At 50.6% G+C, this 25,924-nt stretch carries 23 protein-coding genes; 12 read left to right on the forward strand and 11 right to left on the reverse strand.

All coding sequences use genetic code 11. The annotated features are described in order from the left end of the window. The first annotated feature begins 17 nt into the window (after positions 1-17). Positions 18-1,205, forward strand: coding sequence for a Ca2+-dependent phosphoinositide-specific phospholipase C (locus HF324_RS06420; RefSeq protein ID WP_220101280.1), 1,188 nt, complete (start codon positions 18-20; stop codon positions 1,203-1,205). Positions 1,206-1,247: 42 nt separating this feature from the next. Here HF324_RS06420 and HF324_RS06425 read toward each other — a convergent pair whose 3' ends face one another. Continuing rightward, positions 1,248-2,060, reverse strand: a complete 813-nt coding sequence (locus HF324_RS06425) for a DNA alkylation repair protein (RefSeq protein ID WP_168862152.1) — start codon at positions 2,058-2,060, stop codon at positions 1,248-1,250. A gap of 116 nt (positions 2,061-2,176) precedes the next feature. On the opposite strand from HF324_RS06425, the gene HF324_RS06430 reads away from it, so the two are divergent. Beyond that, the gene (locus tag HF324_RS06430; protein WP_168862153.1) at positions 2,177-2,518 is read left to right on the forward strand and encodes a winged helix-turn-helix transcriptional regulator; all 342 of its coding nucleotides are present in this window, start codon (positions 2,177-2,179) and stop codon (positions 2,516-2,518) included. A 255-nt stretch (positions 2,519-2,773) separates the two neighbouring features. Continuing rightward, positions 2,774-3,670 carry a DUF1266 domain-containing protein gene (locus HF324_RS06435; protein WP_168862154.1) on the forward strand — a complete coding sequence of 299 codons (897 nt, stop codon included), beginning with the start codon at positions 2,774-2,776 and terminating at the stop codon, positions 3,668-3,670. A gap of 2 nt (positions 3,671-3,672) precedes the next feature. Here HF324_RS06435 and HF324_RS06440 read toward each other — a convergent pair whose 3' ends face one another. The 5 genes from HF324_RS06440 to HF324_RS06460 form a co-directional block, all read right to left on the reverse strand. After that, complete coding sequence (locus tag HF324_RS06440) at positions 3,673-4,902, reverse strand: ROK family transcriptional regulator (protein ID WP_168810587.1); 1,230 nt, start codon at positions 4,900-4,902, stop codon at positions 3,673-3,675. Between the two features lie 170 nt (positions 4,903-5,072). After that, the gene (locus tag HF324_RS06445; RefSeq protein ID WP_168810588.1) at positions 5,073-5,990 is read right to left on the reverse strand and encodes a bestrophin family protein; all 918 of its coding nucleotides are present in this window, start codon (positions 5,988-5,990) and stop codon (positions 5,073-5,075) included. Between the two features lie 19 nt (positions 5,991-6,009). Beyond that, positions 6,010-6,498: a hypothetical protein gene (locus HF324_RS06450; RefSeq protein ID WP_168810590.1), complete on the reverse strand. Its 489-nt coding sequence runs from the start codon at positions 6,496-6,498 to the stop codon at positions 6,010-6,012. A gap of 109 nt (positions 6,499-6,607) precedes the next feature. Further along, the gene (locus HF324_RS06455; protein ID WP_168810592.1) at positions 6,608-7,966 is read right to left on the reverse strand and encodes a sensor histidine kinase; all 1,359 of its coding nucleotides are present in this window, start codon (positions 7,964-7,966) and stop codon (positions 6,608-6,610) included. Further along, on the reverse strand, positions 7,950-8,666 hold the full coding sequence (locus HF324_RS06460) for a response regulator transcription factor (protein ID WP_168862155.1): 717 nt from the start codon (positions 8,664-8,666) through the stop codon (positions 7,950-7,952). Before HF324_RS06460 ends, HF324_RS06455 begins: the two co-directional genes overlap by 17 nt. A gap of 134 nt (positions 8,667-8,800) precedes the next feature. Between HF324_RS06460 and HF324_RS06465 the strand changes: the two genes are divergently transcribed. Continuing rightward, complete coding sequence (locus HF324_RS06465; protein WP_168810596.1) at positions 8,801-9,559, forward strand: patatin-like phospholipase family protein; 759 nt, start codon at positions 8,801-8,803, stop codon at positions 9,557-9,559. Positions 9,560-9,603: 44 nt separating this feature from the next. Here the strand turns inward: HF324_RS06465 and HF324_RS06470 are convergent, their stop codons facing one another. Beyond that, a complete protein-coding gene (locus HF324_RS06470; protein WP_168810598.1) occupies positions 9,604-10,029 on the reverse strand; it encodes an SRPBCC family protein in 426 nt (141 codons plus the stop codon). Between the two features lie 157 nt (positions 10,030-10,186). Here HF324_RS06470 and HF324_RS06475 point away from each other — a divergent pair, with 157 nt between their 5' ends. Next, complete coding sequence (locus HF324_RS06475) at positions 10,187-10,564, forward strand: c-type cytochrome (RefSeq protein WP_168810601.1); 378 nt, start codon at positions 10,187-10,189, stop codon at positions 10,562-10,564. 46 nt (positions 10,565-10,610) lie between these two features. Here HF324_RS06475 and HF324_RS06480 read toward each other — a convergent pair whose 3' ends face one another. Beyond that, positions 10,611-11,675, reverse strand: coding sequence for an ArsO family NAD(P)H-dependent flavin-containing monooxygenase (locus HF324_RS06480; RefSeq protein WP_168810603.1), 1,065 nt, complete (start codon positions 11,673-11,675; stop codon positions 10,611-10,613). A gap of 205 nt (positions 11,676-11,880) precedes the next feature. On the opposite strand from HF324_RS06480, the gene HF324_RS06485 reads away from it, so the two are divergent. The 5 genes from HF324_RS06485 (at position 11,881) to HF324_RS06505 (ending at position 19,152) form a co-directional block, all read left to right on the forward strand. After that, a complete protein-coding gene (locus HF324_RS06485) occupies positions 11,881-12,471 on the forward strand; it encodes an RNA polymerase sigma factor (RefSeq protein ID WP_168810605.1) in 591 nt (196 codons plus the stop codon). Positions 12,472-12,517: 46 nt separating this feature from the next. Then, positions 12,518-13,519 (forward strand): FecR family protein, encoded by a 1,002-nt coding sequence (locus tag HF324_RS06490; protein WP_168862156.1) that lies wholly within the window; start codon positions 12,518-12,520, stop codon positions 13,517-13,519. 30 nt (positions 13,520-13,549) lie between these two features. Beyond that, a complete protein-coding gene (locus tag HF324_RS06495) occupies positions 13,550-16,942 on the forward strand; it encodes a SusC/RagA family TonB-linked outer membrane protein (RefSeq protein WP_246269438.1) in 3,393 nt (1,130 codons plus the stop codon). Positions 16,943-16,956: 14 nt separating this feature from the next. Continuing rightward, the gene (locus HF324_RS06500) at positions 16,957-18,555 is read left to right on the forward strand and encodes a RagB/SusD family nutrient uptake outer membrane protein (RefSeq protein WP_168810609.1); all 1,599 of its coding nucleotides are present in this window, start codon (positions 16,957-16,959) and stop codon (positions 18,553-18,555) included. A 114-nt stretch (positions 18,556-18,669) separates the two neighbouring features. Next, entirely contained in the window at positions 18,670-19,152 is a 483-nt protein-coding gene (locus tag HF324_RS06505) for an anthrone oxygenase family protein (protein WP_168810611.1), read from the forward strand. A gap of 122 nt (positions 19,153-19,274) precedes the next feature. Here the strand turns inward: HF324_RS06505 and HF324_RS06510 are convergent, their stop codons facing one another. Further along, positions 19,275-20,387: a TIGR03118 family protein gene (locus HF324_RS06510; protein WP_168862157.1), complete on the reverse strand. Its 1,113-nt coding sequence runs from the start codon at positions 20,385-20,387 to the stop codon at positions 19,275-19,277. A gap of 368 nt (positions 20,388-20,755) precedes the next feature. Between HF324_RS06510 and HF324_RS06515 the strand changes: the two genes are divergently transcribed. Then, positions 20,756-22,849 (forward strand): tetratricopeptide repeat-containing sensor histidine kinase, encoded by a 2,094-nt coding sequence (locus HF324_RS06515; protein ID WP_168862158.1) that lies wholly within the window; start codon positions 20,756-20,758, stop codon positions 22,847-22,849. 144 nt (positions 22,850-22,993) lie between these two features. Then, a complete protein-coding gene (locus tag HF324_RS06520; RefSeq protein ID WP_168810617.1) occupies positions 22,994-24,013 on the forward strand; it encodes an endo alpha-1,4 polygalactosaminidase in 1,020 nt (339 codons plus the stop codon). Between the two features lie 68 nt (positions 24,014-24,081). On the opposite strand, the gene HF324_RS06525 is transcribed toward HF324_RS06520, so the two are convergent. Both HF324_RS06525 and HF324_RS06530 read right to left on the reverse strand, forming a co-directional pair. Then, positions 24,082-25,131: a PDDEXK nuclease domain-containing protein gene (locus HF324_RS06525; protein ID WP_168810619.1), complete on the reverse strand. Its 1,050-nt coding sequence runs from the start codon at positions 25,129-25,131 to the stop codon at positions 24,082-24,084. Positions 25,132-25,176: 45 nt separating this feature from the next. Next, positions 25,177-25,896, reverse strand: a complete 720-nt coding sequence (locus tag HF324_RS06530; RefSeq protein ID WP_220100689.1) for a P-loop NTPase family protein — start codon at positions 25,894-25,896, stop codon at positions 25,177-25,179. Positions 25,897-25,924 lie beyond the last annotated feature (28 nt).

Genomic DNA, 25,924 nt, shown 5'->3' on the forward strand with positions numbered 1-25,924 from the left:
ACAAAAAACGATTAACGATGAAGACAATGATGACCCGGGCATTGGGAACAATGCTGCTGGCCTGCGCCACCACCATTTGCGGCGCACAGTCGCTGGACAGGCTCAAAATAAACCAGGTGCAGGTACTGGGCACCCATAACAGTTACGCCCGTCCGGTGGATGCTGCTGTACTGGCTTTAGTAGATCCCATCTTTGAAAAAATGGGAGAGACCTTCATGAAAAGCATGCCGGAAGACCAGCTGGCCGCTTTCCGGGAGTTTCATCCCAATACGGTGAAAATGAGCGAAGGATTACGTTATAATCATCCGCCGTTTGACGTGCAGCTGGATGCCGGTATCAGGAGCATCGAGATAGATGTGTATAACGATCCTTCCGGTAACCGTTTTAATCGTCCTGCCGCCTACCAGGTGCTGCGGCAAAAAGGCGTGACGGACCTGGCGCCCTTTGATACCACGGACCTGGACAAGCCCGGCTTCAAAGTATTGCATATGGCGGATATAGATTTCCGTACGCACTATACCACTTTCAAAGGTGCGCTGGCTGCCATGCGTTCCTGGTCCGACGCACACCCCGGCCACTTTCCTGTCTATGTGATGATCGAAGCAAAAGACAAAGGTATCCCGTTGTTCCCCGGTTCCGCAGCGGTACTGCCGTTTGACGAAAAGGCTTTTGATGCGCTGGACCAGGAGGTGATTGGGCAATTGGGCAGGGACAAACTGATCACGCCCGACGATGTGCGTGGCCAGTTTCCTACGCTGCGCGAGGCTGTGCTGGCGAAAAACTGGCCGACCGTAAAAGCCGCCCGCGGGAAATTTATTTTCCTGCTGCTGCCTTCCACCGCGGGTATGGACCTCGCTTCCGACTATGTTAAAAACAGGCCTAATCTGGAAGGCCGGGTCATGTTTATGCAGTCGAAGCCACAAGACAGCTATGCGGCGTTTTTACTGCTGGACAACGCCATCATGCGTCAGCAGGAGATACAGCAGGCAGTGAAGCAGGGTTTTTTGGTAAGGACCCGTTCCGATATTGAAACCTATGAGGCGAAAGTGAATGACCATACCCGCGCGGAGGCGGCGTTTAAAAGCGGCGCGCAGGTTATCTCCACCGATTTCTTCCGGCCGGGCAATGGCTACGGCACCCCGTATTTTGTAACCCTGCCGGGAGGCGGGGAGGCAAGGCCCAATCCGGTGAATGCCCGTAGATAATCACGGTTTGTTTCTTTGACGGCAGCATAACTTCTCCGGAAGTTATGCTGTTGTTTTTGTAATGGTGCGGAGGGCTTTTTTGACGATGTAGGCGGTCGCTTTGCTGTTGCTTTCCTGCTGCCAGCGTTGACAGAGCGCCTGTACAAAGTCGGGTCGTGTTTTACCGGCGTCATTGAGCCAGTTGCCCACACTGTCCTGCACATACCGGGCTTCGTCTGCCTTTAGCGGTTCCAGTATCGCCAATGCCTGTTCGGGTTCTTTTTTGAGGGTTTCTATATGTTCGCACCATACGCCTCTGGGCCTGGTCGCTTCTGTGGCAAATCTTCTGATGTTAGGATTGATGTGTGTGGTCCAGGCGGATAATAAAGTGACGCTTTCTTCTATATGCGCGGCAATGCCCGGCCGGACGGCCATCCAGCAGATTTCTCTTACTCCGAAATGATCATCGGCCGCAAAGGGCTGGATGTGTTGCAGCTTTTCTGTCAGCGATAGCGCCGGATGGCGGCCGATGGTATACGTGGCCCAGCACCGTACCATGTCGGCCGGATGGTGCATGATTTTTTTCAGCAGTTCCTGGTCTTTGTGAGTGGTGGCCAGTGATAGCAGGGTGGTCCCGATAACTTCGTTGAGGGTATTGACGGTCTGCTTTTTCAGCTGGTCAGCAGCAGACAGTACGGGCATCAGGTACTGCGGCCGGCCCAGCTGTTGCAGGATGTGGGCCAGCAGTGCCCGCTGGTCTACGGCCAGCCATTCGGTGAGGTTGACAGAGGATGTTTCTCCGCTGTTTAGCTGGCGTTGTATTTCCGGCGTGATGTCTTTGGCAGATCTGGCGCCTTTGCGGGTCGGTTTGTTCATGTTTGTAAAAATGAATAATATGCAGGCAGGCCTGTTGTTTCCGCAAAGGTGAGGAAACAAATGCAGGCGGACAATACCGCATATTTTTATCCCATAGGGACAAAAAAGTCAATTTTATGAAGACAAAGGACCGTGTTATTGAAGAAAAGATTTGTCCATTGGAATTTGCTGTTAATGCTATCAGCGGAAAGTGGAAGATCCCTATCGTGTGGCAGATCAATGAAGGGAAAAAGCGGCCCAGCGAGTTTTTGCGGGGTATCGGCAATGTAGACAGGCGGGTACTTAACCAGCAGTTGAAAGAGCTGGAGGCGGCAGGTATCATATCCCGCGAAAGTTTTAATGAAGTGCCGCCCAGGGTGGAGTACCGGCTTACCGCGCTGGGAGAGGAGCTGGTAAAAGTGTTATGGCAGCTGAATGATTGGGGAGACTTGCTATTACAGCAATCGGCAAAAATATAACGGTCATGCCTGTGTTCCCAAAGGAGCTGCTGACCATTGGCAGGCTCCTTTTACAGGGATAAGCACCGTAAATCGCTATGGGTAAGGGTTACGGTGGCCCTATAAGGAATGGCTATTTTGTGTTATATCTATTCAAATAATTGATAGTCAGGTGAAAAGGTGGGGTTGCCTCACAAAAAGGTTTTTGGTTATAACAACGGGAATGTCTATCTTGTATCAGAATACGCATACGACCATACCCAAAAACCATTTCCCATGAATTCCCAGCAGTATATGGAACTGTACTGGCGACAACTGAAGAATCTGGGCCTGAGCAACGAGATGATTAACCTGTACCGCCAGCAGATGGAACAGTCGATGAATACGGCTGACCAACTTCTTCCATTTGCGGAAAACATCAAACAGTTTAATCAGTTTTTTACCGGCGACGATGCCGATGAAGAAGCGCTTAGCCGGGAGCCCGAAACAGTGTTGCTGAGTAAAACCAGCTTACTAACGCAGGAACAGCAATGGGCCGTAGCCTGTGGCGCCGATCTGGCTTTCCTCAACGGCCAATACCTCAACGACATTACCACCGGTATTTCCAAACAGGAATGCCGGCAGCTGCTTTCCGAATGGTGGGACATTGACAGTCCGGAAGAACTGAACGAGATGTTCGCATGGCTCCGGGAGAGCGGCCACAGAATTGACTATGACATCATTCTACAGGCTATCAGCAGCGTGTCCATGAAAGAAAGCAAAGCCTTTCTGCGGGAATACATTGCGGCCAACGAGCTGGAAGAAGCCGTGGTGATGGAGCGCCTGCGCAATACCCGCGATGCGCTGGAACTGTTCCGCAGCAAACAGCTCATCCACGACAAGCTGCAGCCGGATATGCTGATATGGGATTTCGCCCGTATCATCAACCTGTCCAGGGCTGGCTTTGACGCAGGCTATATCGGGTATGATGAGGCGTTGGAGCAGATCATGGCCTGCGTGCCGGTGATCAGGCGTACCTACAGTTCATGGAAACACCTGTCGCTCTCGTATCAGTTTGCCCGCTGCGTATGGAACGGCGTGGAGCAGGACAGCTTCCAGGCGTTGCAAAACAATATGAATTACCTGTTGCAGGCGCCGGACAGCCCCTGGGTGAGGCTGCCCTGGAAGGCATAGCCCTATAACATATCAAACAGTTTATTACGGGCCAGCAGGGAGGCGCCAATCACGCCGGCCCTGCTGCCCAGTTTGGACAGCTTGTACTGCGTGTCATTATTGACAAGGCTCAGCGAATATTTATTGATAGCGCTCCGTAAAGGCAGGAAAATAGTCTCCCCTGTAGCAGACAACGCCCCTCCCAGGATAATCAGCTCCGGATTATACAGGTTGATCAGGATGGCAATGCCCTTGCCCAGTTTCTCACCGATGGCGGCAATCAGCTCTATGGCCAGTGTGTCGTCGTGATTGGCGGCATCCAGGATATCTTCCAGCGTAATATCTTTTACCGGTATTTTCCGGGTGATGCCTGAAGTAGCCCCTTCAGACAGCCGTTGTTTGAACTGCCGTACCAGCGCCTGCCCGGACGTTTCGGTTTCCAGGCATCCTTTCTTTCCGCAGTGGCAGAGGATCTCGTTTTCAAAAAAGGGAATATGCCCAAACTCACCGGCGAAACCGGATTTGCCGTAATACAGCTCCCCGTTGATCATAACGCCCAGGGCTATACCGTAATCGGCGTTGATGAAGATCACGTTCTTTTCATTCTTCACAACACCGTTGCAGAACTCGCCGTAGGCCATGGACCGGGAGTCGTTTTCCACATAGGTTTTAACGCCCAGTTTACTTTCTATGATGCGGGTAAGCGGTTCTTCATTGAAATAAAAGTAGCTGTAACTGTAGCCGGTGCGGTAGTTGATACGGCCGGACAGGTTGATGCAGATACTGGATATCTTTTTGGCGGCGCCTTTCAGTTCTTTGATGAACTGGCTGATCAGCCGGCAAAGCTCGTCCAGCGATGCGGCCGTGTTGCTCAGCTCGTAAGGGATTTTTTCCTGGAATTTTACCAGCTCCTTCTGGAAGTTGAGCAGGCCGATGTTGATGTGATTGTTTTTGACCTCCACGCCCAGGAAAAACAGGGAGTTGGATTCCAGCCCATACAGGTTGGGCCTGCGGCCGACGGTGGATTCTGTTTTGCCGTAGTCCTTTACCAGTCCGGCTTCCATCAGTTCGTTGATCAGTTCTGCTATCTTGGGGGAACTCACATTCAGCACCTTGCTCAGGTCGGCGATGGTGGTGCTGCCCTGGTTGGCAAACCATGACAGGATGCTTTTCTTCAGCTGGAGGTTTTTATAAGCAACGCCGGTTATCTCCTCGTTATACAGATCCGTGAGAAATGAATTATTTCTTGCCATGTATGGGTTGATAAAGGATTTGATAGATGATACCAAGATAATCAATTTCCCCCATTTGGTCCATCTGCTGACCAGACAAGAAAAACCCCCGGTGTATACCGGGGGAAACTATACGCTATAAATAATTACGTCCTTGTCTTAGACGTTAACTGACACATGAGCGGAATGTCTTACAGTACATAATACCTCCTGCCTGTTTCCAATACTTCCTCCTGTGGTTCGTACTGCTCCTGTAACAGCTGCCGCAGGTCTTTTTCAATATTGCGGGCGATGGTGGTTACCGGCGTATCTGTAGGTTTATTTTCGAACGGGTCCTGCAGGTTGATGCCCATCTTCTCTATCAGCAGGAAAGAGGAAGCGATGGCGATCACCAGCGGTATCTCCATAAAACCCAGTACATCTACCAGGGAAAAAGGCAACAGCAGGATAAAAAAGATCAGCGTAAAGTGTGTATACAGGCTGTAAGTGGCCGGGAACACGGTATTCTTGATCCTTTCGCATTTACCCATGGAATCGCACAGGCGTGACAAAGTTTCGTCCATACACACCTGCTGGTACTGGTTGATCCAGCCGTTGTTCAGCGCTTCCTTCAGGTCTTTACCATGTAAAAGCAACATGGCAGCCGGTACATTATCATACTTCATCAAATGGTTTAACTCCCTTCTGGTGATTAACCTGTCCAACCCTTTTACCGGATCTGTTTTTCTTAGCGCCTGCCCAAGGCTGTAACACCAGGCTGCCTGCCGCTTTACAAACCGTTCCTGAAAGTGCTGCATCTCTTCTGATGGGTAGGTGGAATCCATCAGGCTCAAGACCTGCCTTGTCAGGGTACGGGAATCGTTTACGATAGCGCCCCAGATGGTCCGTGCTTCCCACCAGCGGTCATACGCCTGGTTGGAACGGAAAGCCAGCAGCAGTGATAATACGGTGCCCAGCACCATGGGCACGGCTATCGGAATACTGATAAAGGTTAAATCAAACTGGAAATACAGTACGCTGATGGCCATGGTATACACCGCTACCAGCAACATCTCGTATTTGATTTTACCGAATACATATTTTAAGGGGATATTCTTCTTTAGTAACATAGCACCCTGTTTTTAAGCGTTATTCTGAAGCCATCAGCAGCGCGGAAATAGTGGATTTGGCTACTATTTTCCGGGTAGATCCGGTCAGCGTTGTTTTAATCAGTGGATATTTGGAAGAAGCGATCAGCCTGGCCGGATTGAAGCTTCTTTTCGAAGGACAAACAAAATCGTTGTCGGTCGGCTGCAGGATCACATCTATATTCTGCGCAAGGCAAAAGTTGCGGAACGCCACCCTGGTGTTGCCATGGAAAAATTCCACTTTCAGCTTGTTGACAGAAGAGGCATATTTATTACGGATGATCTCGCAACCATCTTTAAAGTCGGCGGTGATCAGTTCGATATGCCTGCTGTTACGGGTATACGTAATAAGGTCAAACAATGAATCGGGCATATGCAGGGCGTGCATAAAAATGATATTCACAGCTTCGTTGGGGTAGTGGGCTACAACGCTGTGCACATATCCCAGTGAACGTATGGAGAAATCGGTCGGAATGAGTATATTTTTCATAGCTGTTGCTTTTATGATCACAAAACTACCAGCCGCAGGTTAGTAAGCGGTAAGAAGGGGGTTAAAAGGTGGTAAGAATGTGGTAAGAAAACGGTAAGAAAAGCAGCCGCTACAGTGGAAGTTCAACCCTGATCTCGGTCCCGACGTTTACCTGGCTTTCTACGATGATATCTCCTTTGTGCATCCGGAGGATATTCATGGCCAGTGGCAGCCCGATGCCATATCCTTTAAAAAGGCCGGTATTGGAGGCACGGAAGAAGGGAGAGAAGATATAGGGCAGGTCGGCGGGAGGAATACCGATACCCTGGTCTTTGATATTAATAAGTATTTTAAGGTCGGTAGCAGCCAGCGCAATGGAAACGGGCTGGTTGTTGGAGTATTTGATGGCGTTCATCACGATGTTGCTCAGCGCCAGTTCCAGCAGTTGTTCATTGCCGTTGACAGACAGCTTTTCTTCTTCTTCCGGAAAAAGGCTGTAGTCTATTTCCACTTTATTGCCGGGGTGAATTTTATCTACCGTGCTTTTGATGGTGAACAACAGCTCATCCATTCGAACCTTCCCCCAGTCCTGCTTTTTGCCGTCGAAGCCGGTTTGTGCAAGATGCAGGAGGCTTTTGGTAATATGTTCCAGCCGGCCGGCTTCGCTAAGGATGCTGCGCAGGGCGGCGGTATAATTTTCAGGAGTCCTGTCTTTATTGAGCGCCAGTTCCGCTTCGCCGATGATGGCCGTGAGCGGGGTGCTCAGTTCATGAGAGGCGTTGCTGACAAAGTTGTTCTGTGTCTCGAAAGCGGTTTCCAGCCGGTCCAGCATATTGTTGAACGTCGTGGCCAGTTCGTTGATTTCATCCTGGCTATCTTTGGCATGCAGCCGCAGGTGGAGGTTGCGGGAACTGATGCTTTTCACCTGGTGCATGATATGCCGGATGGGGCGGAAGATATACCGGGAGAAGAAAGTTCCCACTGCGATCAGCATGGCGGATGACACCACGAAACAGATGAGCAGGATTTTGCGCAGCCATGCCAGGTAATCGGCGCTGTACTGGTTGATGGCAGATACGATCACGATATACAGCCCCTGTTTGCTTGTGTACAGCACCCCTTCATAGAAGCGGTTGCCCTGGCGGTAGGTGGCCTTACTGTTGGTCAGTACCTGCTGGTAGAAGCTGACGGGCAGTTTCAGGGAGCTGTCCTGCTGTACGTTGCCGTTGCCGGTCACCTGCAACAGGTATTCTTTTTCGGCGGGCAGTTTCTCCAGGTGCTCGTCGCGGATCTCGTTGTAGATCACCGAGTCAGCCTCGTAATAGGGGAGGGAGGCCCGGGCGGTAAGGTAGGCGCGTATTTCGAGCCGTTTATAAAAATCTTCGAAGGAATGCTGATTGGCAAAATAGTACACAAGTACGCTCATCACCATGATCGTGGAAATGGTGATACCGGCAAAGATGAGCAGTATTTTAATGCGTATTTTCATCCGCCGTTTGTTCCTTTAACATGTAACCCAGTCCTGTTACGGTTTGTATCAGTTCGGGGAGATTGTTTTTATTGATTTTTTTCCGGAGATAGTTAATATAGACGTCCACCACTTTGGTGTTCATATTAAAATCGATACCCCACACCTGTTCCAGCAGCTCCATACGGGACAATACTTTCCGCGGATTTTTCATCAGGTATTCCAGCAGGCGGTATTCCGTGGCGGTAAGCTGGATGGTTTTCCCCTGTCTGCTGGCCGCTTTGGTGTCCGTGTTCAGTTCCAGGTCGCCCAGCTGCAGCAGCCCTTGCTCCGGGGAGATAACGGGGGCGGTTATATTATTTTTACGGCGCATCAGGCTGCGGATACGGGCTTCCAGTTCCGCCAGCTTGAAAGGCTTTACGAGATAGTCGTCTGCGCCGCTGTCCAGCCCCATAACGATGTTTTCGGTCGTGCCCAGCGCGGTGAGCATGAGGATGGGCGTGGCTACCTGCGCGGCGCGCAGGGCGCGGCACACTTCTATCCCGTTCATGTTGGGGAGCATCACGTCCAGTATGATCAGTAAAAACGATGGGTTGTCCAGCGCCATACGCAGGCCGCTGGCTCCATCCGGCGCAACGCTCACTTCATAGCCGGCTTCCGCCAAACCGCGCGTGATCACAGATACTACCGCCGGTTCGTCTTCTACTAATAATAATTTCATACACGACAAATATAGGACATGTAGGTTAAAGCGTATCTCCGGGAAAATATTTTGTGGTTGATTCCGGCCAGGGTCCTGTTTCCCTGCGTTTATTTTTTGGTTATCTTGAAGCCATAAATCAAACCGCATCCCGTATGCCTGTGTTACGTCCGTTTGTATTGTCCGGGGGAGGCGCCCGTGGGTATGCCCATTTAGGTGTGCTGAAAGCGTTTTCCGAACGGCAGATTTTCCCGGAAGTTATCTCCGCTACCAGCGCCGGCTCTATTGCCGCCGCATTTATCTGCGACGGTTTTTCTACCGATGAAGTCCGGGAAATATTCCAGCAGCAAAAACTGGGGTTATCCATGGAGTGGAAAAACTGGCGCGCCGGTTTTCTGTCGCTGAAGAAAGTGGAGGAGGCTTTAAAGAAAAATCTGCGTCATACCACCTTTGAGTCGTTGCCGCTGCCGTTGTACGTGGCGGCGACTAATTTTGCTAACGGTGAACAGACGATTTTTAACAGCGGGCCGCTGATACCGGCTATCCTGGCTGCTTCTACTATTCCGATGCTGTTCCGGCCGGTGGAGATAAACGGGGTACCTTATGTAGACGGTGGACTTTCAGGTAATTTACCGGTGGAGCCCTTGTTGGGGAAATATGCTCATGTAATAGGGGTGCATGTAAATCCGCTGGTGCCTTACAATCCTGCCGGTGGTTTTCTGGCAAATATGGAACGTACGCTGCATATGGCTATCCGCGAACCGGTGCTGAAGAGCAGGCAACAATGCGAATTTTTTATTGAGCCGGAGGGATTGGGTAAGTTCGGGATGTTTGACTTCAGCAAATTCGATGCGATCTATACTACCGGTCTCGACTATACGCGGAAATTACTGGCGGCGATGACGAACGATTAAAAGTCAGGCCGGAGCGCTTGTGCCCCGGCCTGGTATATGGGTACTTAGCTATTTTCCGTGTACTTGCGGAAGTTGTCCAGGATAGCCTGCCAGCCGGCCTGTTGCATTTCCAGCGAATTGGTGCTTTCGGGGTCAAAAGTTTCGGTGACATGCGTAGTGTCGCCGTAGCTGTTGAAGATGATCTTTACGCGGCGGTTATCGCCCAGCTGGTAAGCGATCAGTTCGTGCTCTTTCACTTCAGTGTATTCGCCGCCGAAATCGAAGCTGAAGCTGCCGTCTTTTGCTGCCATGGTGGTGCTGAATTTACCACCGGTACGCAGGTCATTGGATGCTTCGGGAGCGTGCCAGTCGTCGGATGCCGCACACCATTTGGTGATGTGTTCCGGAGCGTTCCAGTATTGCCATACTTTCTCAATAGGGGCGTTGATAGTGCTTTCTACGGTAATGGTAGTCTGATTTGCGGTTGTCATGATATAGTATTTTAGATTTTTTTTGTTTGTTGTTGACGATACAAACTTACGGCGACTTCTTTGGATGGATGGTGTGTGATAACGGCAAACAGGAGGCATTTTGCGCCAACCTCATTTTTTTGTTTTATTTTGATGACATAAAGCCCTGTTTATACCTATGAAAAAGTTGTTTTTTACCGTCTTATTGCTTTTCCTGCATACTTGCATAACTTTTGGGCAGGAGGTGAAAACACCGGAAAATAAAGGTGTGCCCAATGTTGGTCCGGCGGAAGGGAGACTGTTATTTATGCAAAACTGTGCGATGTGCCACCGTGCAGATAAAGACCTCGTTGGCCCGAGGCTGGCCGGAGTTGCGAAGCGCAGAAGTGATGCCTGGTTGTATAAAGTGATTGTCAACGAACCTGCATTGCGGGCGAGTGGTGATAAAACAGCCATCGCATTGCATGAGAAATGGCATAAAATTGCACATCCTATTTATCAGTCGTTAAAGAAAAAAGAACTGGACGCACTCCTGGGGTATGTGAAATCTTTATAAAAAGGAAAGAGGCGGTGGAAAACTGCCTCTTATTTTTTATAGGACGTTACTCTCGCTGCGCGGAAGCGTCGTTCAGACAGGCATTCAGCTCTTCCACCGTTTTCCGTGCGGTCCTGCCCACTCCGATCAGGGTGGCGGAGGCAAAGCCGGTCCACTGGCCGTATCCTACCAGCCATAACCCCGGTATGTCCGTGGCCATGGTGCCACGGGTATTGATTTTGCCGTTGGGCTGTATAATACCCAATGGCCGCAGGTGTTCCAATGCGGGCCGGAAGCCGGTGCAGAAGATAACGGTGTCGACGGCTTCTTTTCGCCCGTTCTCCCACGCTATGCCGTCTTCATAAAAATAATCGAAGGCAGGCAGGTAATGTTGATAAACGCCCCTGTCCCTGGCTGCTTTTACGGCGGGCACCATCACGATCTGGCCCAGGGAGGGCCGCTGGAAGTTCCTGCCCTGCTGCATGGCCTCATATTGCATGGTGGCGGCGTCAAAAAGGTATTTACCGTCTATATCGTCCGGCAGGAAGGAGGGAGGCTGCCGGGTGATCCACAGGGTATCGGCGACGGGCGCCAGGTCGGCCAGTATCTGTGCACCGGAATTGCCTTCGCCGACGATAGCCACGCGCTGGTGACGGAAGGCGTCGGGCAACCGGTACCGGGAAGAGTGCAGCAGCGCGCCGCGGAAATCTTCTTTCCCGGGTATGTCCGGAAGGTAAGGGTTGACGAAGCTGCCGGTGGCGCTCACCACCGCGCGGGCGCGATAGTCGCCGGCAGTCGTCTGTAAGCGGAAGCCATCGGTATCCTTTTCCACTGCCAGCACTTTCACCGGTCTTTGTACGGGAAACCGGTAGCGGTCTTCATACGCCTTCAGATATTGAATCGTTTCGTCGCGGGTAGGGTAATATTGTTGCCCGCCGGGCATCAGTACGCCGGGCAGGGAGCTCCATAGCGCCGGGGAGAAAAGGGAAAGCGAATGCCAGCCATGCTGCCAGGAGCCGCCCGGATGCGCTTCCCCGTCGAGCAGGAGATAACGCAGGGAGGTGCGCCGCAGGTAATAAGCTACGGCAAGCGCGCTCTGGCCGCCACCAATAATAATTACGTCGTATTCCATCCTGTGTAGTTTACAATAATAAAGATAACCGGCTAAAAGGGTATTTCTTTTTTCAAAAAACAGGATTATATTCGATACAACGACATGTCAACCAAAAAAGCAGGTGTTATAACATATATTCGGGAAAAGCCTGTCCTGCTGAGAGAATTAATATCCACGTAATATTGAACGATTACTTTTGTAGAGACTGTTATATTCACTAGTTATGACCGTGCATAAACCAATCAATTCCTGTAAAGCCGGCGCCGTGGCCGATTTTGAGCAATCTGTGGGTGTTTACTGGAACAAGCTGCTGGCCATTGCTGTGGCCAAAACCAATGCACACGACGCGTTTGATATTGTGCAGGACATATTTCTCTCCCTGTGGGAGAAATGGGAAACCGCTCCTAAAGATGAAGGTCTTGAGTATTACCTTTTGCATGCCCTTAAGCTTCGTATATTTAAATATTACCGTACCGCAGGCCGGTACCAGGCGCATCTTAAACAGCTGGAAACATTATTGAATGATTCGCTGGAAACACCGGGCACTTTCGCCCAGGAAGAGCTGTACGGCCTGCAGCAAGCCATTCTCAACGAAGCGCTGGACACCCTGTCTCCCAGCCAGCAGCAGCTGATGACGCTACGGGTCCGTCATCATTATTCCTATCAGCAGATCGCCGGCATCCTCGATATAGACGCCGCTTCCGCCCGTGTGTTGTACTGCCGCGCCCTGAAGCAGGTAAAGACACATATCAAGGCTAATCCTTCCCTGTCCGTCAGCCTCATATCCGCCTGGATGTTGTTTACAATTTCTTAACGTTGGCTGAGTTAACATTTCTTTCGCATCGGGTATTCTTCAGTAGATGACACCGCAAAATTATCCCGGGGCACAGGCCCTGTTAGAAAAATTTCATGCAGGGAAATGCACCCCTGAAGAACTGGCGGTCCTGGACAAATGGTATAACGGTCTGGGAGCGGGAACGCCTGTGGACCTGGAAGGCCTGGAAGCAGACCTCCGGCGGCAGCAGTTCCTGGCCGGTTTCCGGAGTACGCTGCCGGCAGATCAGGCGCCCGCACAGCCACCTGCGCCGGAAGCCACCCTGCGGCTTCGGTCCCGGGGCTGGTGGCGATGGGCTGCAGCCGCCAGCATCGCATTGTTGGCCGGCGCGGGCTGGTTATGGCAGCAACAAAAGGGAGATCATCCCCTCCTGCCTGCCCTGGCAGGTATGGTGACCGTCACCAACGAAACAGCCGGCATCAGGCAGGTCACACTGCCCGACAGTTCACAGGTATGGTTAAACGCGCATGCTTCCATAGCCTGGAAGAAAAATTTTAATCATGGGGAACGCAGCGTCACCCTCACCGGAGAAGGCTTCTTTGAGGTATATGCCAGTGCAAAAGACCCTTTTGTGGTATACACCCGCGATATGGCCATCCAGGTATTGGGCACCCGGTTCAACGTAGAAGCCTATGCCAGCGAAAGAAACACCCGCGTGTCGCTGCTGCAGGGTAAAGTGCAGGTCAAAGCACATCCGCGCAATGCACGTCCGCTGATACTGCAGCCCGGCTATGCCGCCGCCTGCAACGCCAGCGATACCCTTTTGCAGGTCAGCGAAACCGACGCCGCCAAAGTGGCCGCCTGGAAAGAAGGGGCTTTCACCGCTGCCGATATTCCGCTGAAAGATGCAGTGGAAAGGCTCTGCAAGCGCTACGGCTATTCCGCCAGCTGGAAAAACAAACAAGGGATAGATAAAAATATTACTGTGATGTTCAAAACAGACAGTTTCACCGGAATGCTGGACAACATTTGTTATATCAGTCGTAAACAGTATAAAATTTCAGGTAGAGAGGTGACCATTTTTTAAAAAGCTACAACACTCCGAAAAACAATTATTATGAAAAGGAAATCTACAGTCTCGGACCATCGGGTCCGCAGCGGCGGGCTTGCCATGTCAGGGATGAAACGCTTCCTGTTGCTGGGCTGCTGCCTGCTCCCTGCCACCATCGGTTTCGGCCGGCAAAACAGTCTCAACGAAAAAGTAAAGCTGGACATGTCCAACGCTTCTTTATCGCAGGTGCTAAAAGCATTAAGTAACCAAAGCAGCTTTACCTTCAACTATGTCAAACAGGATTTTGACAACATCATGATCCGCGATTTCAAAGCCAATAACATCACCCTGAATGAAGCGCTGCACCTGCTTCAGAACCAGTCCGGCATTGAATACAGCGTAAATGACAAAGCGATCCTGCTGCGCCGCGCGCAACATCAGCAAGACGCACCACAGAGCGGTAAACAGGTGGTAGCACGCCGCATCACCGGCCGCGTAACAACGGAGAACAATGAACCTATCCCCGGTGTCACCGTGTGGGTGAAAGGCACTAAAAACAGGGCCATCACCGACGCAGACGGACGTTATGAACTCACCATCGACACCGAAAATCCTGTCATCAGCTTCAGCTACGTGGGCTACCAGACCACCGAGCTCACACCGGGCAGCGGCAATACGCTCAACCTCGTGATGAAAAACGGGAACACGGCGCTGGACGAAGTGGTGGTAATCGGTTACGGTACCGCTAAAAAAAGTGACCTTTCCGCCGCTGTGGCAACAGTGCCGGATATGAAACAAATCAAGGAACGCCCTGTAATGGACGTGGGCAACATGATCCAGGGTAAAGTGCCGGGCATCACGGTGGTGAGCAACGGCGGCCATACCAGCAACGCCAATAAAGTGGTGATCCGCGGCGTCGGTTCCCGCGGCAACGAAAGCGTGCTGTATGTAGTAGACGGCGTGCCCAACGCGCCTTACAACCCGGCTGACGTGGAGTCTATCACCGTACTGAAAGACGCCGCTTCCTCCGCTATCTACGGCGCTTTTGCCGGCGCCGCAGGCGTTATCCTCATCACTACCCGCCAGGCTGCCAAAGGGCTGCCACAGGTACAATACACCGGTTTTGTCGGCGCTAAACAGGCCTGGCGTACGCTCCAGTCGCTCAGCGCGGAAGATGAAGCCAAAGTATCCAACCTGGCCTATGCCAACGCAGGGAAACCGCCGTTACCGGGATGGGACGCTTCTCTCAACCCCTATGCACAAGTGACGCGCACCAACTGGATGAAGGAAATATTCCGCACCGGTATCATGCAACGTCACAACATCAGCGTTAACGCCGGATCGGACAAATTCTCCACCCTGTTCCAGGCACGCTACGAAAACGAAGAAGGAACATTGCTGAATACCTACAACAAAAACATTTCCCTTCGCTTCAACGCTAACTATGAACTGTCGAAACATGTAAAACTGCGCCAGGACATCTTCTGGAACAACAACGATAACCGCGATGCAGAAACCTCCAGCGGGTATACCGGCGTTATCCTCTCCGCTATCTATATGCCCCGCTCTGCCACCCCTTACTATGCGGACGGCTCCTTCGGCGGCGTAGGTCCCGTAGATTCCAAATACCTCGGTATCCATGGCGACGTGGTAAACCCTGTGGCCACCCTGTTGCGTAACCAGCCTTACAACAAGAAAAGCGATCTCCAGTCTGTGACCGAACTGACCGTCTCCGACATCATTCCCGGCCTCACTTACCTGTCCCGCTTCTCTTACCGGCAAACCAACGGCCTCTGGAAAAATTTCGAGCCCAGAAGACTGGAACCGGGTAAAGCCAATGCCCAGAACAAACTGTCTTATTCTACCGACAGAGACTACAACTGGCTGTGGGAAAATACCCTCAACTACAACAAGATCATTAAGAAACACAATATCGGCGCCATGCTGTCCATGACAGGACAGGAAGCCGGTAACCGCAACTTCGCAATCGCTGCCAGAGGTTTCGAAAACGAAGCTGACTGGGCCCGGTTTATGTCGCTGGCCTCTATATTTGACCAGGACCGCCCGACAGACGTAGAATGGAAAGACAGGAACGTTTCCTACGTGGGAAGAGTTTCCTATAGCTGGGCCGACCGCTATTTCCTGACCGGCAGTTACCGTTATGATATTGCCGGCAGGCTCCCTTCCGGTTTCCGTGATAAAGGTTTCCCCGGCGTGACCGCTGCCTGGAAAATCAGCTCAGAGCCATTCTTCAACATACCTGCTGTAGACCTGCTGAAGATCAGGGCCAGCTGGGGCCGCATCGGTAACATCGCCTCTGTGGACCGCTACTATGGCTACCCGCTGCTGAAGAACGATTATACCTACCAGGTGGGCAACGGCGCTCCGCTGTCCAACGCACTGTTCATCGACAAACAGTTTAATCCCACCCTTACCTGGGAAACATCCCAGCAGACAGACATCGGTATCGATATCGCCCTGCTGAAACAACGCCTCACCATCACTGCTGACTATTTTGATAAACAGACCTACAACCTCATTAAACAACAGGACACTTACTGGCCCAATACTTTTGGTTTGACCGCTCCCCTGATCAACCAGGGTAAAATCGGGAACAAAGGCTTTGAAGTAGCAGTGGGCTGGCAGGATAAAATCGGCCAGGTAGGCTATAACCTGAATGCCAATATCGCCACGCTGCAAAACCGCGTGCTGGAAATTGACGAAAACCCCAATGCGGTATGGACACACGGCGACAACTGGAGAACAGTGCTCTCGCCTTATCGTTCAAAAGTAGGACAGCCTTATTATTCCTACTGGCTGATCCAGTCTGCCGGTATCTTCCAGTCAGACGCAGAAGCGAATGGCTATACGAAAGGCGGACAGAAAATCCAGCCGAACGCCAAAGCCGGCGACCTGAAATTTATCGACCAGAATGGCGACGGTAAAATCGATGATGGCGACCGCGTATACATGGGCGCTGCTTTCCCGAAACTGACGTACGGTTTCACGGCTAACCTTACCTGGAAAAACTTTGACCTGAGCCTGTTCCTGCAGGGCGTGGGCGGCGTGAAACTGTTCAACGCCTTCAAACAATCCACCCTGAACGGCGCCGAGCAGGGTTATAACCGCTGGGACAAAATCCTGGATGCATGGTCACCGGAAAATACCGGTTCCAACATCCCGCGTATCACTGCGGATGATTCCAACAAAAACTTCCAGACAGCATCCGACTGGTACCTCGAAAGCGGTAACTACCTGCGCCTGAAAAACCTGCTGATCGGTTACACTTTCGGCAAGATGCGCTGGAACAACGGTCTGCGTGTATACTTCAGCGGTGACAACCTGCTCACCTTCACCAGGTATACCGGTATGGACCCCGAAGTGGGCGGCATCGGCCTCGATGGCGGACAGTTCCCTGTTTCCCGTACCTATTCCCTGGGCCTTAATGTTAAATTCTGATCAAACTGACAATCATGAAAAAGAAATACATCTATATACCCGCACTGATGGCGCTGATGGCCGGCTGGAGCTCGTGCGCAGACAAATGGGTGGACACCAAGCCTAACGGCGCGCCTTCTACCGCTTTCTTCTGGCAGAGCGATAACGACCTGCGTAAAGCTACTGCCGCCATGTACGTGGAAATGAAAAACGAAAGTACCTGGGGCCGTGACTTGTTCTGGGTACAGGATGCCAGCGACGACCTGATCGTAGGCCGTACCAAGGCAGATGGTGAAAATATCAAGAACTTCATCCCGAGCGGCCGTGAAGGTTACCTGACCTCTGGCTGGCAGGACCTCTACAAGATCATCAACAGGGCCAACCAGGCCATTGAAAATATCCCGAAGGCCATCAATGTGTCAGATGAAGTACGGAAACGTTCCCTCGGCGAAGCTTATTTTATGCGTGGTTTCGCGCATTTCTGGTTAGCCTATATGTACGGTCACAAAGACCAGGGCGTTCCGTTTGACGGACCGGAAAATGCGGAATTTGGCAAACGTATACCACCGCAGCTGCGCTCTGTAACAGACAACTATGCACAGGTGATCAGCGATCTGCAGAAAGCGGCAGACATGCTGCCGTTGTTTGAAACGTATGGAGACGCCGATAAAGGCCGCGCACACAAAGCGGCTGCATGGGGCTATATGGTGAAAGCCTATGCTTACTGGGCGCAGTTTGATAAATCGAAATGGCAGCCGGTACCGGCATTGTGCGATAAGATCCGCGATGAAGGCCACCGCGCGCTCATCACCGGAAAAGCTACCAACCGTGAAAACTACCAGGCTGTTTTCCGGGTGGCCAACAACTGGTCTTCTGAATACATCTGGTCTGTTAACTCCAGCATCCAGGGCGGCTCTGAATTCCCGGGCGTGATCCTGGAAAACAAAGGCTGGGGTAAATACAATGGCTGGGGCTATTTCCAGCCGACAGAAGAACTGTATGACGAATATGAAGCCAACGATCCGCGCCGCGAAGTGACCATCCTGAAATTCGGCGATGAATTCACCTATATCGGCCAGAAGATGAAGTATTCTTCCACCAACAGTTTGTCAGGTTTCCAGATCAATAAATACATGGAGCCTTATGGCTACGGTTCCAACGGCGATATGGCCAGCAATACATTTGCCAGCTCTAACCCGGATTATCCTACCACGGCGCTCAATCTGCCGCTGATGCGTTATGCGGAGGTGCTGCTGTTCAAAGCAGAAGCGCTTATCCAGCTGGGCCGCGGTGGTGAAGCTGCTGCGCCGCTCAACGAGGTAAGGGCCCGTGTGGGCCTGGCTGCTATCGCGAATCCTACGATGGCCGATCTGAAGCATGAACGCCGCGTGGAGCTGGCCTGTGAATGGACAGACCGTTTCCATGATCTGAAGAGATGGGGCGACTATGACAAGATCAATGCACCGCTGCACGGCCGTATCCATGCCAACCGCCAGGACCCTGCTTCTCCCTATACCATACAGGTGGTTTGGCCTGCCCGTAAATTTAATCCGGCCAACCATATGGCATGGCCTATCAGCCCGGATGAAATTGCCCGTACCAACGGTCTCTACAAACAAACACCCGGCTGGTAATCCCGCGATTACCATGTCATGACGACAGACAGCGGAATTTTTCCTTTCAGCGGAAAAATTCCGCTGTCTGTTTTTGCAGGTTGCCTATCTTTAGGCATCACCTGATCTGTTACTATGCTATTTTTTCTACTGGTCATAACCGCCGTGACGGCCGCGCTGATGGCGGGCCTGTTTTACGCCTACTCCTGTTCGGTCAATCCCGGCCTGGGCCGTTTGCCGGATGCTGCTTACCTGGCGGCGATGCAGTCTATTAACCGGGCTATTCTCAACCCGGTGTTTTTCGTGGGATTTATGGGGCCGGTATTTTTGCTGCCATTGAGCACCTGGCTGGTGTTCCGGGAGGGGACGCCGCCGGCGGGATGGTGGTTGCTGGCCGCTGCGGTGACTTACCTGCTGGGTGTTTTCGGCGTGACGATGGGAGGCAATGTGCCGTTGAACAATGCGCTGGACAAAGTGGCGCTGGAAGACAGCGCTGCGCTGGCCGCACACCGCGAGCGTTTTGAGCGTCCCTGGAACCGGCTGAATACCGTTCGTACGGTGTGTGCCATTGCTACGGTGACGCTGGTGATCGTTGCCTGTTTGAAGGCTTCACTTTAATTTTCGTGTATAGGGGCAAACCAGTTGTTATCATGGCTATCATAGTTTGGCCGGGCGCAGAAATACGCCCGGCTTTTTGCTGACGTTGCAGTTGCTCGTCGCTGTGCTGATATAAGTGGATGTTAGTTTTTCCGGAGATAACCAAACAAACCGTGTTTCTCATCATCGGGGCCGGCTGTAAAGAACAGCTGGTTGGGAGCGGAGGGCAGGTTGCTTTCCAGTGCCCACAAACCGTCTATGATAACAGGGCCGTTGCCTTTCTGCAGCTGTCCCAAATAAGTTCCTCCTGCGCTGTAGGCATTGATATGACCGTCGCCGAAATTACCGATGAGAATTACGCCGTCATTGAACGGCCATGTGCCGGAGCAGCCCTGGGTGATGCCCCATGGTGAGTTGAGGGTGCCGCCGGAGGCGAACCTTCTGACGAGGGTGCCATTAGGTCTGTAGATGTTCACATATCCGTAGCCCGGCCCTGCCTGATCCTCTTTTTTGCCGGGGCCCTGTTTTGCGTAGGTAACGAAAAGCACGCCTTCGATGTTCCGGATATTGAACGGCGCAAAACCTGCAGGGACCGTCGGATCGCGGAAGGGTTTGGTGTTGATATAATGGTAAGCGGAATCAAATACATCGATAGTGCCGTTGTGGAAATTGGTGGCATAGATGTATTGTTTGCCGCTGTCGGATGCCAGCGCGATGCCTTTGTAAACGGCATTGAAAGCCGCACGGTTGGCCTGTATCACCGCAGTGTCGCCGGATGTCCAGGATACGATGGCGCCATCCTCCGTGGCAAAAATAAAACGGGCCCCTTTGAAGCTGGTAGTGTTGTTGAACACCACGCCGGTGGGAGAGCCTGGATTTTTGCCCAGGGGCGAAGGGATAAATACCGGTGGTCTGAGAGTGGCGCCGTTTTTATCGTAGACCACGCTGGCGCCGTTGCCGGCAGCGGAAATCCGGAAAGCGCCGGTGGAACCCACAGCGATGCCCCAGGCATTGCGCAGACGCCGGTCTATACGTCCGGCATTGTAACCATTCGTGTCCGCCACGAGATTGGTTTGTTTATAGGTGTTACCCAGGCAGTCGCACTGAACGCAGGCCTGATGGGGATCTCCTTTATGACAGCTGGTGACCGTCAGCAGAAAGCTGATGACAGTGGCCGCCATGCCGGCATGAAAAAATTTTGGGGGTGTTCCGGCAGATTTTGCCGCTGCCGGCTGTTTTTTAAACAATGCACTCATGTTGATACTTTTTTAGAAGTGAAAGAATATAGCAAGGGAATGAAAGGGTGTCGCAGGACAACCTTCTGTGAATGGGGTTTTCTGCCAGTCTCAGCGATCATCAATACCAAACACGGCTTTTCGGGGGACGATTTTCTAAAAAAGGTGAGATGAATAAATAAGGATTTACCGGTAGGAAATGTTGCATAAAACATAAAAAAAATTAGCGCGAAAGGTTGGGAGCGGTTAAATAATATCCCAGTTGTGAATGTCTGCCGTCAGCAGTATATTTGGTAACGAATGTTCGGAAGACATTACAGAGGTTGTTCCCCCTGGCTTATGACGAATCAGACTGGCAGAGGTGTTTATAAGTATATTAATTTTATTTAATGCGTTTTTTTTCTGTGTCCTGTGATCAGTGTTTTAAGAACATACTGTGTTGGTTAGTCCCATTGTTGTTGACTTTGCCGCTGGCATGTAACCATACCGGCAATGGTAACGCAGATCACCCCGCTTATTTTCAACCTGTCTTTCAGCGAACGGACCTGCTGGTGCCCGGTCCTGCCGCTTTTCGTATACTGGATTCCATCTACGCAAAGTTCCCTGATCCCGGTCCTCTGGACCTGGTATGGAAGTACAGGTACAAACTGGATTACTACTGGATGAACCAGGTGGACCGCTACCGGGGAAGGATATATATAGACAGCATCCTGAAGGTGCTTTCCGGCAAAACCAACCGGCCGGGATATGCCGCTGAATATGGCAGGGCCCTGATTTTTCTGGGAGATATCAACAGGGACGAAGGTAAACTGGACAATGCGCTGTCATTGTATTACGAAGGCAGGACGTTTATTGAACGCACCAAAGATACCTGTGCATTGGGAGAATACAGCGCCAAGCTGGCGATGGTGTATTATCAGCAACGCAAGTACGACATGGCCATCCCTTATTTCAAAAACGCGTTTGCCGAACTGGGGGCCTGCCGGGAGAAAACATTTTACCGGTTTAGTTATCAGCAGGGAGAGCTGGACAATATCGCGCTGTGCTTTGACCGGCTGGACAACAAAGACAGCGCGTTGTTTTACTACGACAGCGCACTGAATTATATCAACCTGCATAAAAAACCTTTTCTGAAAGTGGATAGCTGGGCTGCTTTTTCAATGGCTGCAGAAGGGGTGGTGTTAGGTAATAAGGGCGACCTGCTGGTCAGGCACGGGGATACGCTCGCCGGTGAACAGTTATTAAGAAAGAGCGTTACCATGAACCTGGTGCCCGGTGCAGAGCCGAAGAACGCGCAGATCAACATGGCGCATCTGATCGATCTAAAACTGGCGCAGAAAGATTTTCCGGAAGCGAAGGAATGGTTGCAAAAACTGCGGGCATCGATTGAGGCAGTACCTGATAAAGGTTCTGAGTTATCCTGGATGGAATTGCAGTCCAGGTATTACGAGGCAACAGGCAACCTGACAAATGCTTTGGTGCTGCTGCGCAACCATCGGCGCATGAAAGATTCGCTGAACATTGCAAGAGACCCTTTTCATGCGGTGGATGTGAATACGCAGGTCAATTACCTGTCGGGCGAGATGGAATTGGACCTGCTGAAAAAGCAGAACGAAATAAAGAACACCTACCTGAGTATCATGTTGCTTTTTACGCTGATGGTGGTAATCATCGTGGTACTTATCTGGCAGAACTGGAAGCGGTCCAGGAAACAGACGGCTAAACTGGAAAGTCTGAACCGGCTGATCTCCCGGCAGAACGAGCATCTCGAAAAAAGCTTGCGGGCACTGGAACAGAGCCAGCAGGACAATACCCGTATGCTGAAAGTAGTAGCCCACGATCTCCGTAACCCGGTAGGGAATATGATATCCATGGCCGATTTCCTGAGAAGTTACGGCAATATCACAGATCCGCAGAATACAGAAGCATTGTATCTCATCCACCAGTCGGGCCACATGGCACTGGAGCTGATCAGTAACCTGCTGTATATGAATGTGCGGGGAGATATCAGGAAAGAGCAGGTAGAAGTGGACGTAGCCCTGCGCTATTGTATCGGCCTGGTAAAAACAAAAGCAGGGGAAAAACAACAGCAGATCGTTGTGAATCTATTCCAGGCCACAGTATGGGCCAGCCGCGAAAAAATATGGCGGGTATTTTCCAACCTTATTACCAACGCGGTGAAGTTCAGTCCTGTCGGCGGTGTGGTGGAAGTGTCCATGGAAGAGGAGGACGCCGTTGTCCGTATTACCGTCCGTGATAATGGTATCGGTATACCCGATCATCTGAAGGGAAGTATTTTTAATCTCTCTCAGGATGTAAAGCGCCGCGGTACTATGGGAGAAGAGTCCTTTGGTTTCGGGCTGGCAATTTCCAAACAGATTGTAGACGCCCACGGCGGCAGGATATGGTTTGAAAGCGAAGAGGGGAAAGGAACGGAGTTTGTTGTGGAGCTGGAGAAATATGATGAAACGAATCACCGGTAGCTGTCGTTCTCTGCCTTTTATCTATACCTGTATTGATGTTGCACGGTTTTATTTTTTATCCTGTCGAAAAATATACCTTTCGGGAACAGAGGGTTTTGCCGGTTTTCCACGTTATATATCAGGAAAACCTAAAGGCTTTACACCATGCGCACCGTATATTGTATCCTCACCTTTGTCCTGATTGGGCTGTTCAGTTTTGCATCCTGCAGCAAAAGCGAGCAGCCGGGCGGTACTAATTATGGTTGCGATACATCTGCTCCGGTAATGGGTGCAGTTAATTACAGGGATGAACTGCGCAACTTCATCCAGGAAATCAGCAGCTGGGCCCGCACACGTAAACCCGGCTTTATCGTGGTGGCGCAAAACAGTACCGAGTTGCTGACGACCACCGGCGATACCGCCGATCCGGTGATGCCGGATTACCTCAATGCCCTCGATGGCATCGGCAGGGAAGAACTGTATTATGGATATGAGAATCATGATAATGTCATGACACCCGATGATGTGACCACCGAATGGGTACGGTTTGGAAAACGTGCCGTCGCCAACCACCTTACGGTCATGGCCACCGATTACTGCAGCACTCCCGCCTATATGACCGCTTCCTATCAAAGAAATGAAGACAATGGATTTATTTCTTTTGCCACCCCCAGCCGCCAGCTGCAGACCATCCCCGCCGGTGCGCCGTACCAGGAAAATGCCAATAATATCAACACCCTGGCAGAGGCCAGGAATTTCCTTTACCTGATCTATCCGAACGACCAGTATATCAGCCAGCTGAAAGCCACCAACTACGACGTGCTGGTGATCGACGCTTTTCCGCCGGAGGGAGGCGCCCATACCTGGACTCCCAGCCAGATCAACTCCCTTAAAGTGAAGAATAATGGTGGTAAAAGGCTGGTGCTGGCCTATATGAGCATGGGACAGGCGGAAGATTACCGTTGGTACTGGAACCCGGACTGGCTGAAGAATAAACCCGCCTGGCTGGGCCCTACAGACAGTGACTGGGAAGGCAACTATTACGTCCGCTACTGGATGCCGGAATGGAAGGCCCTTATCTATGGCAATGCCAACTCCTATACACAAAAGATAATCAATGCCGGATTTGACGGTACTTATTTAGATCCGGTAGATGCGTCGGGATATTGGGAGAATCCGGAGTAGGACAGTAAAGAGATGAATGCCGGCAAAGGTGCGACAATCCGGAAGTATGACCGTTATGCTGACAGTGTTCATTCGATTATTTTTTTCAGTTCGGCTTTTGTTGGCAGGTATAATTTGTATTCTTTGGCGAAAATGGTCTTATTGTCTTTGGGTAAAGTAATTTCAATAACTGCGTCACTTTTATCTTTACAGATAATGATGCCGACTGTTGGCTTTTCATGTACAACTTTTACATATCGATCGTAGTAGTTTACATACATCTGCATCTGACCAATATCCTGATGTCGTAGCTTTCCAATCTTCAGATCAATTAATACAAAGCATTGCAGGAGACGATTATATAGAACGAGATCTACAAAAAAATTTTCTTCATCAAAAGAAAACCTGACTTGTCTGCCCTGAAAAAGAAAACCTTTTCCCATCTCAAGCAGAAAATGTTCAATTTTGTCGATGATAGCCTTTTCCAGATCAGACTCTGTATAGTTACTTTTTCCTTCCAGCCCTAAAAAATCTAATATATAATGAGTTTTTAGAATATCTTCCGGTTTTTCGACTATTTGACCCTTCCGGGCGAGTTCTTGTATTTTCTTTTTGTCTTTGCTCAGAACCAGCCTTTCAAAGAGACTACTGTTGATTTGACGTTGTAACTCCCTTACGCCCCAGTTGCTATGTGTAGCCTCAATTTCGTAGAATGAACGTTCATTTTTTTCTTTTATTCTGCATAACAGGACGTAATGGGACCAAGATAGCGGAAAAGCCGTCAGCGCAGGATTTTCCAGCTGGACTTTATATTGAATGGCAGATTCCGCAGACACTGTCTGCGGAATTGCCACTTGTTTCTGGCGATTTTTGTATATTAAAAAGAAGGCTCTGATCTGCTCCAGGTTTCTTTCAGAAAACCCATTGCCAAACCTTTTACAAAGTACCTTGCTCAGATGTTTGATTGTCGATGCCCCGTAAGTGGCTTTGGATTGCCCCTTTTGTTCGTGCTCGACAATTAGATATCCGAGATAAAAATAGGTGAGCACCATCAGGCTATTGGTTTGTTTGGCAGCCTGATGCCTGGCTGCCTCTAACAGACCTACAGCCTGCTTTATCAATGATGTGTTAGCGGTCATAAATGAGGTCCGTTTTAATTCTTTCAAAATACTGGAATTGTATGCTTACTGTCTCTTATCTCTTGTATTGGTGTCGAATGCGATTAAATTAAACATTGTTCTCATCCTGCTGGACAGTCTGTAGCCATAGGTATCTTCCAGGCTCTGACTGTTTAAGTTAGTCGTTACATGTGTAAGCGTCTTATTGCTGAGAATAAGATCATAGCGGGATAACAGGATTTCTGCTACTATATTACAGGAATTCCCACCATAGATGATGTTGGTTTCAAGTCCCAGATCGTCGAAACAGTACACCTTCGGTATTTCTGAAAAGCGGTGGAATGCATTACGGCTATACTTACCAATGATATCAAACCCTGTTTTGCTGAATTCAAAGCTGATATCCCTGCAGGAAACAATGTTATATTGACATACATCTGCACAAAATGTCTGCATGAGTGTCATTAGCGAGGTTTTTCCGCAACCGATTTTTCCCGTAAGTAAAATTCCTTTTTGAAGGTCTATTCCTTCGTTGGATGCGTTTGTTTCGTCCCGTATAAAATATAGAAGTAGTTTGTACACTACCGGTCGGTCTATCTCATCAATTTGAAAATTTGGACCGTAGATGGATTTTCCGCTTGTTTCAAGATGCCGTATGAGTTGAGGGTAATCATAAGGAGGAAAGATAGATTTGTTTTTCATTGAAATAAAACCAGACTTGTTTGGTGCTGCTGCCATTTTTTCTTTTGATAATGGATATTGTAAACTGTTATGATTGAATTGCATAACAGCAGATATTTATTGTCAGTATCAA

The organism is Chitinophaga oryzae (assembly GCF_012516375.2).
GTDB lineage: Bacteria > Bacteroidota > Bacteroidia > Chitinophagales > Chitinophagaceae > Chitinophaga > Chitinophaga oryzae.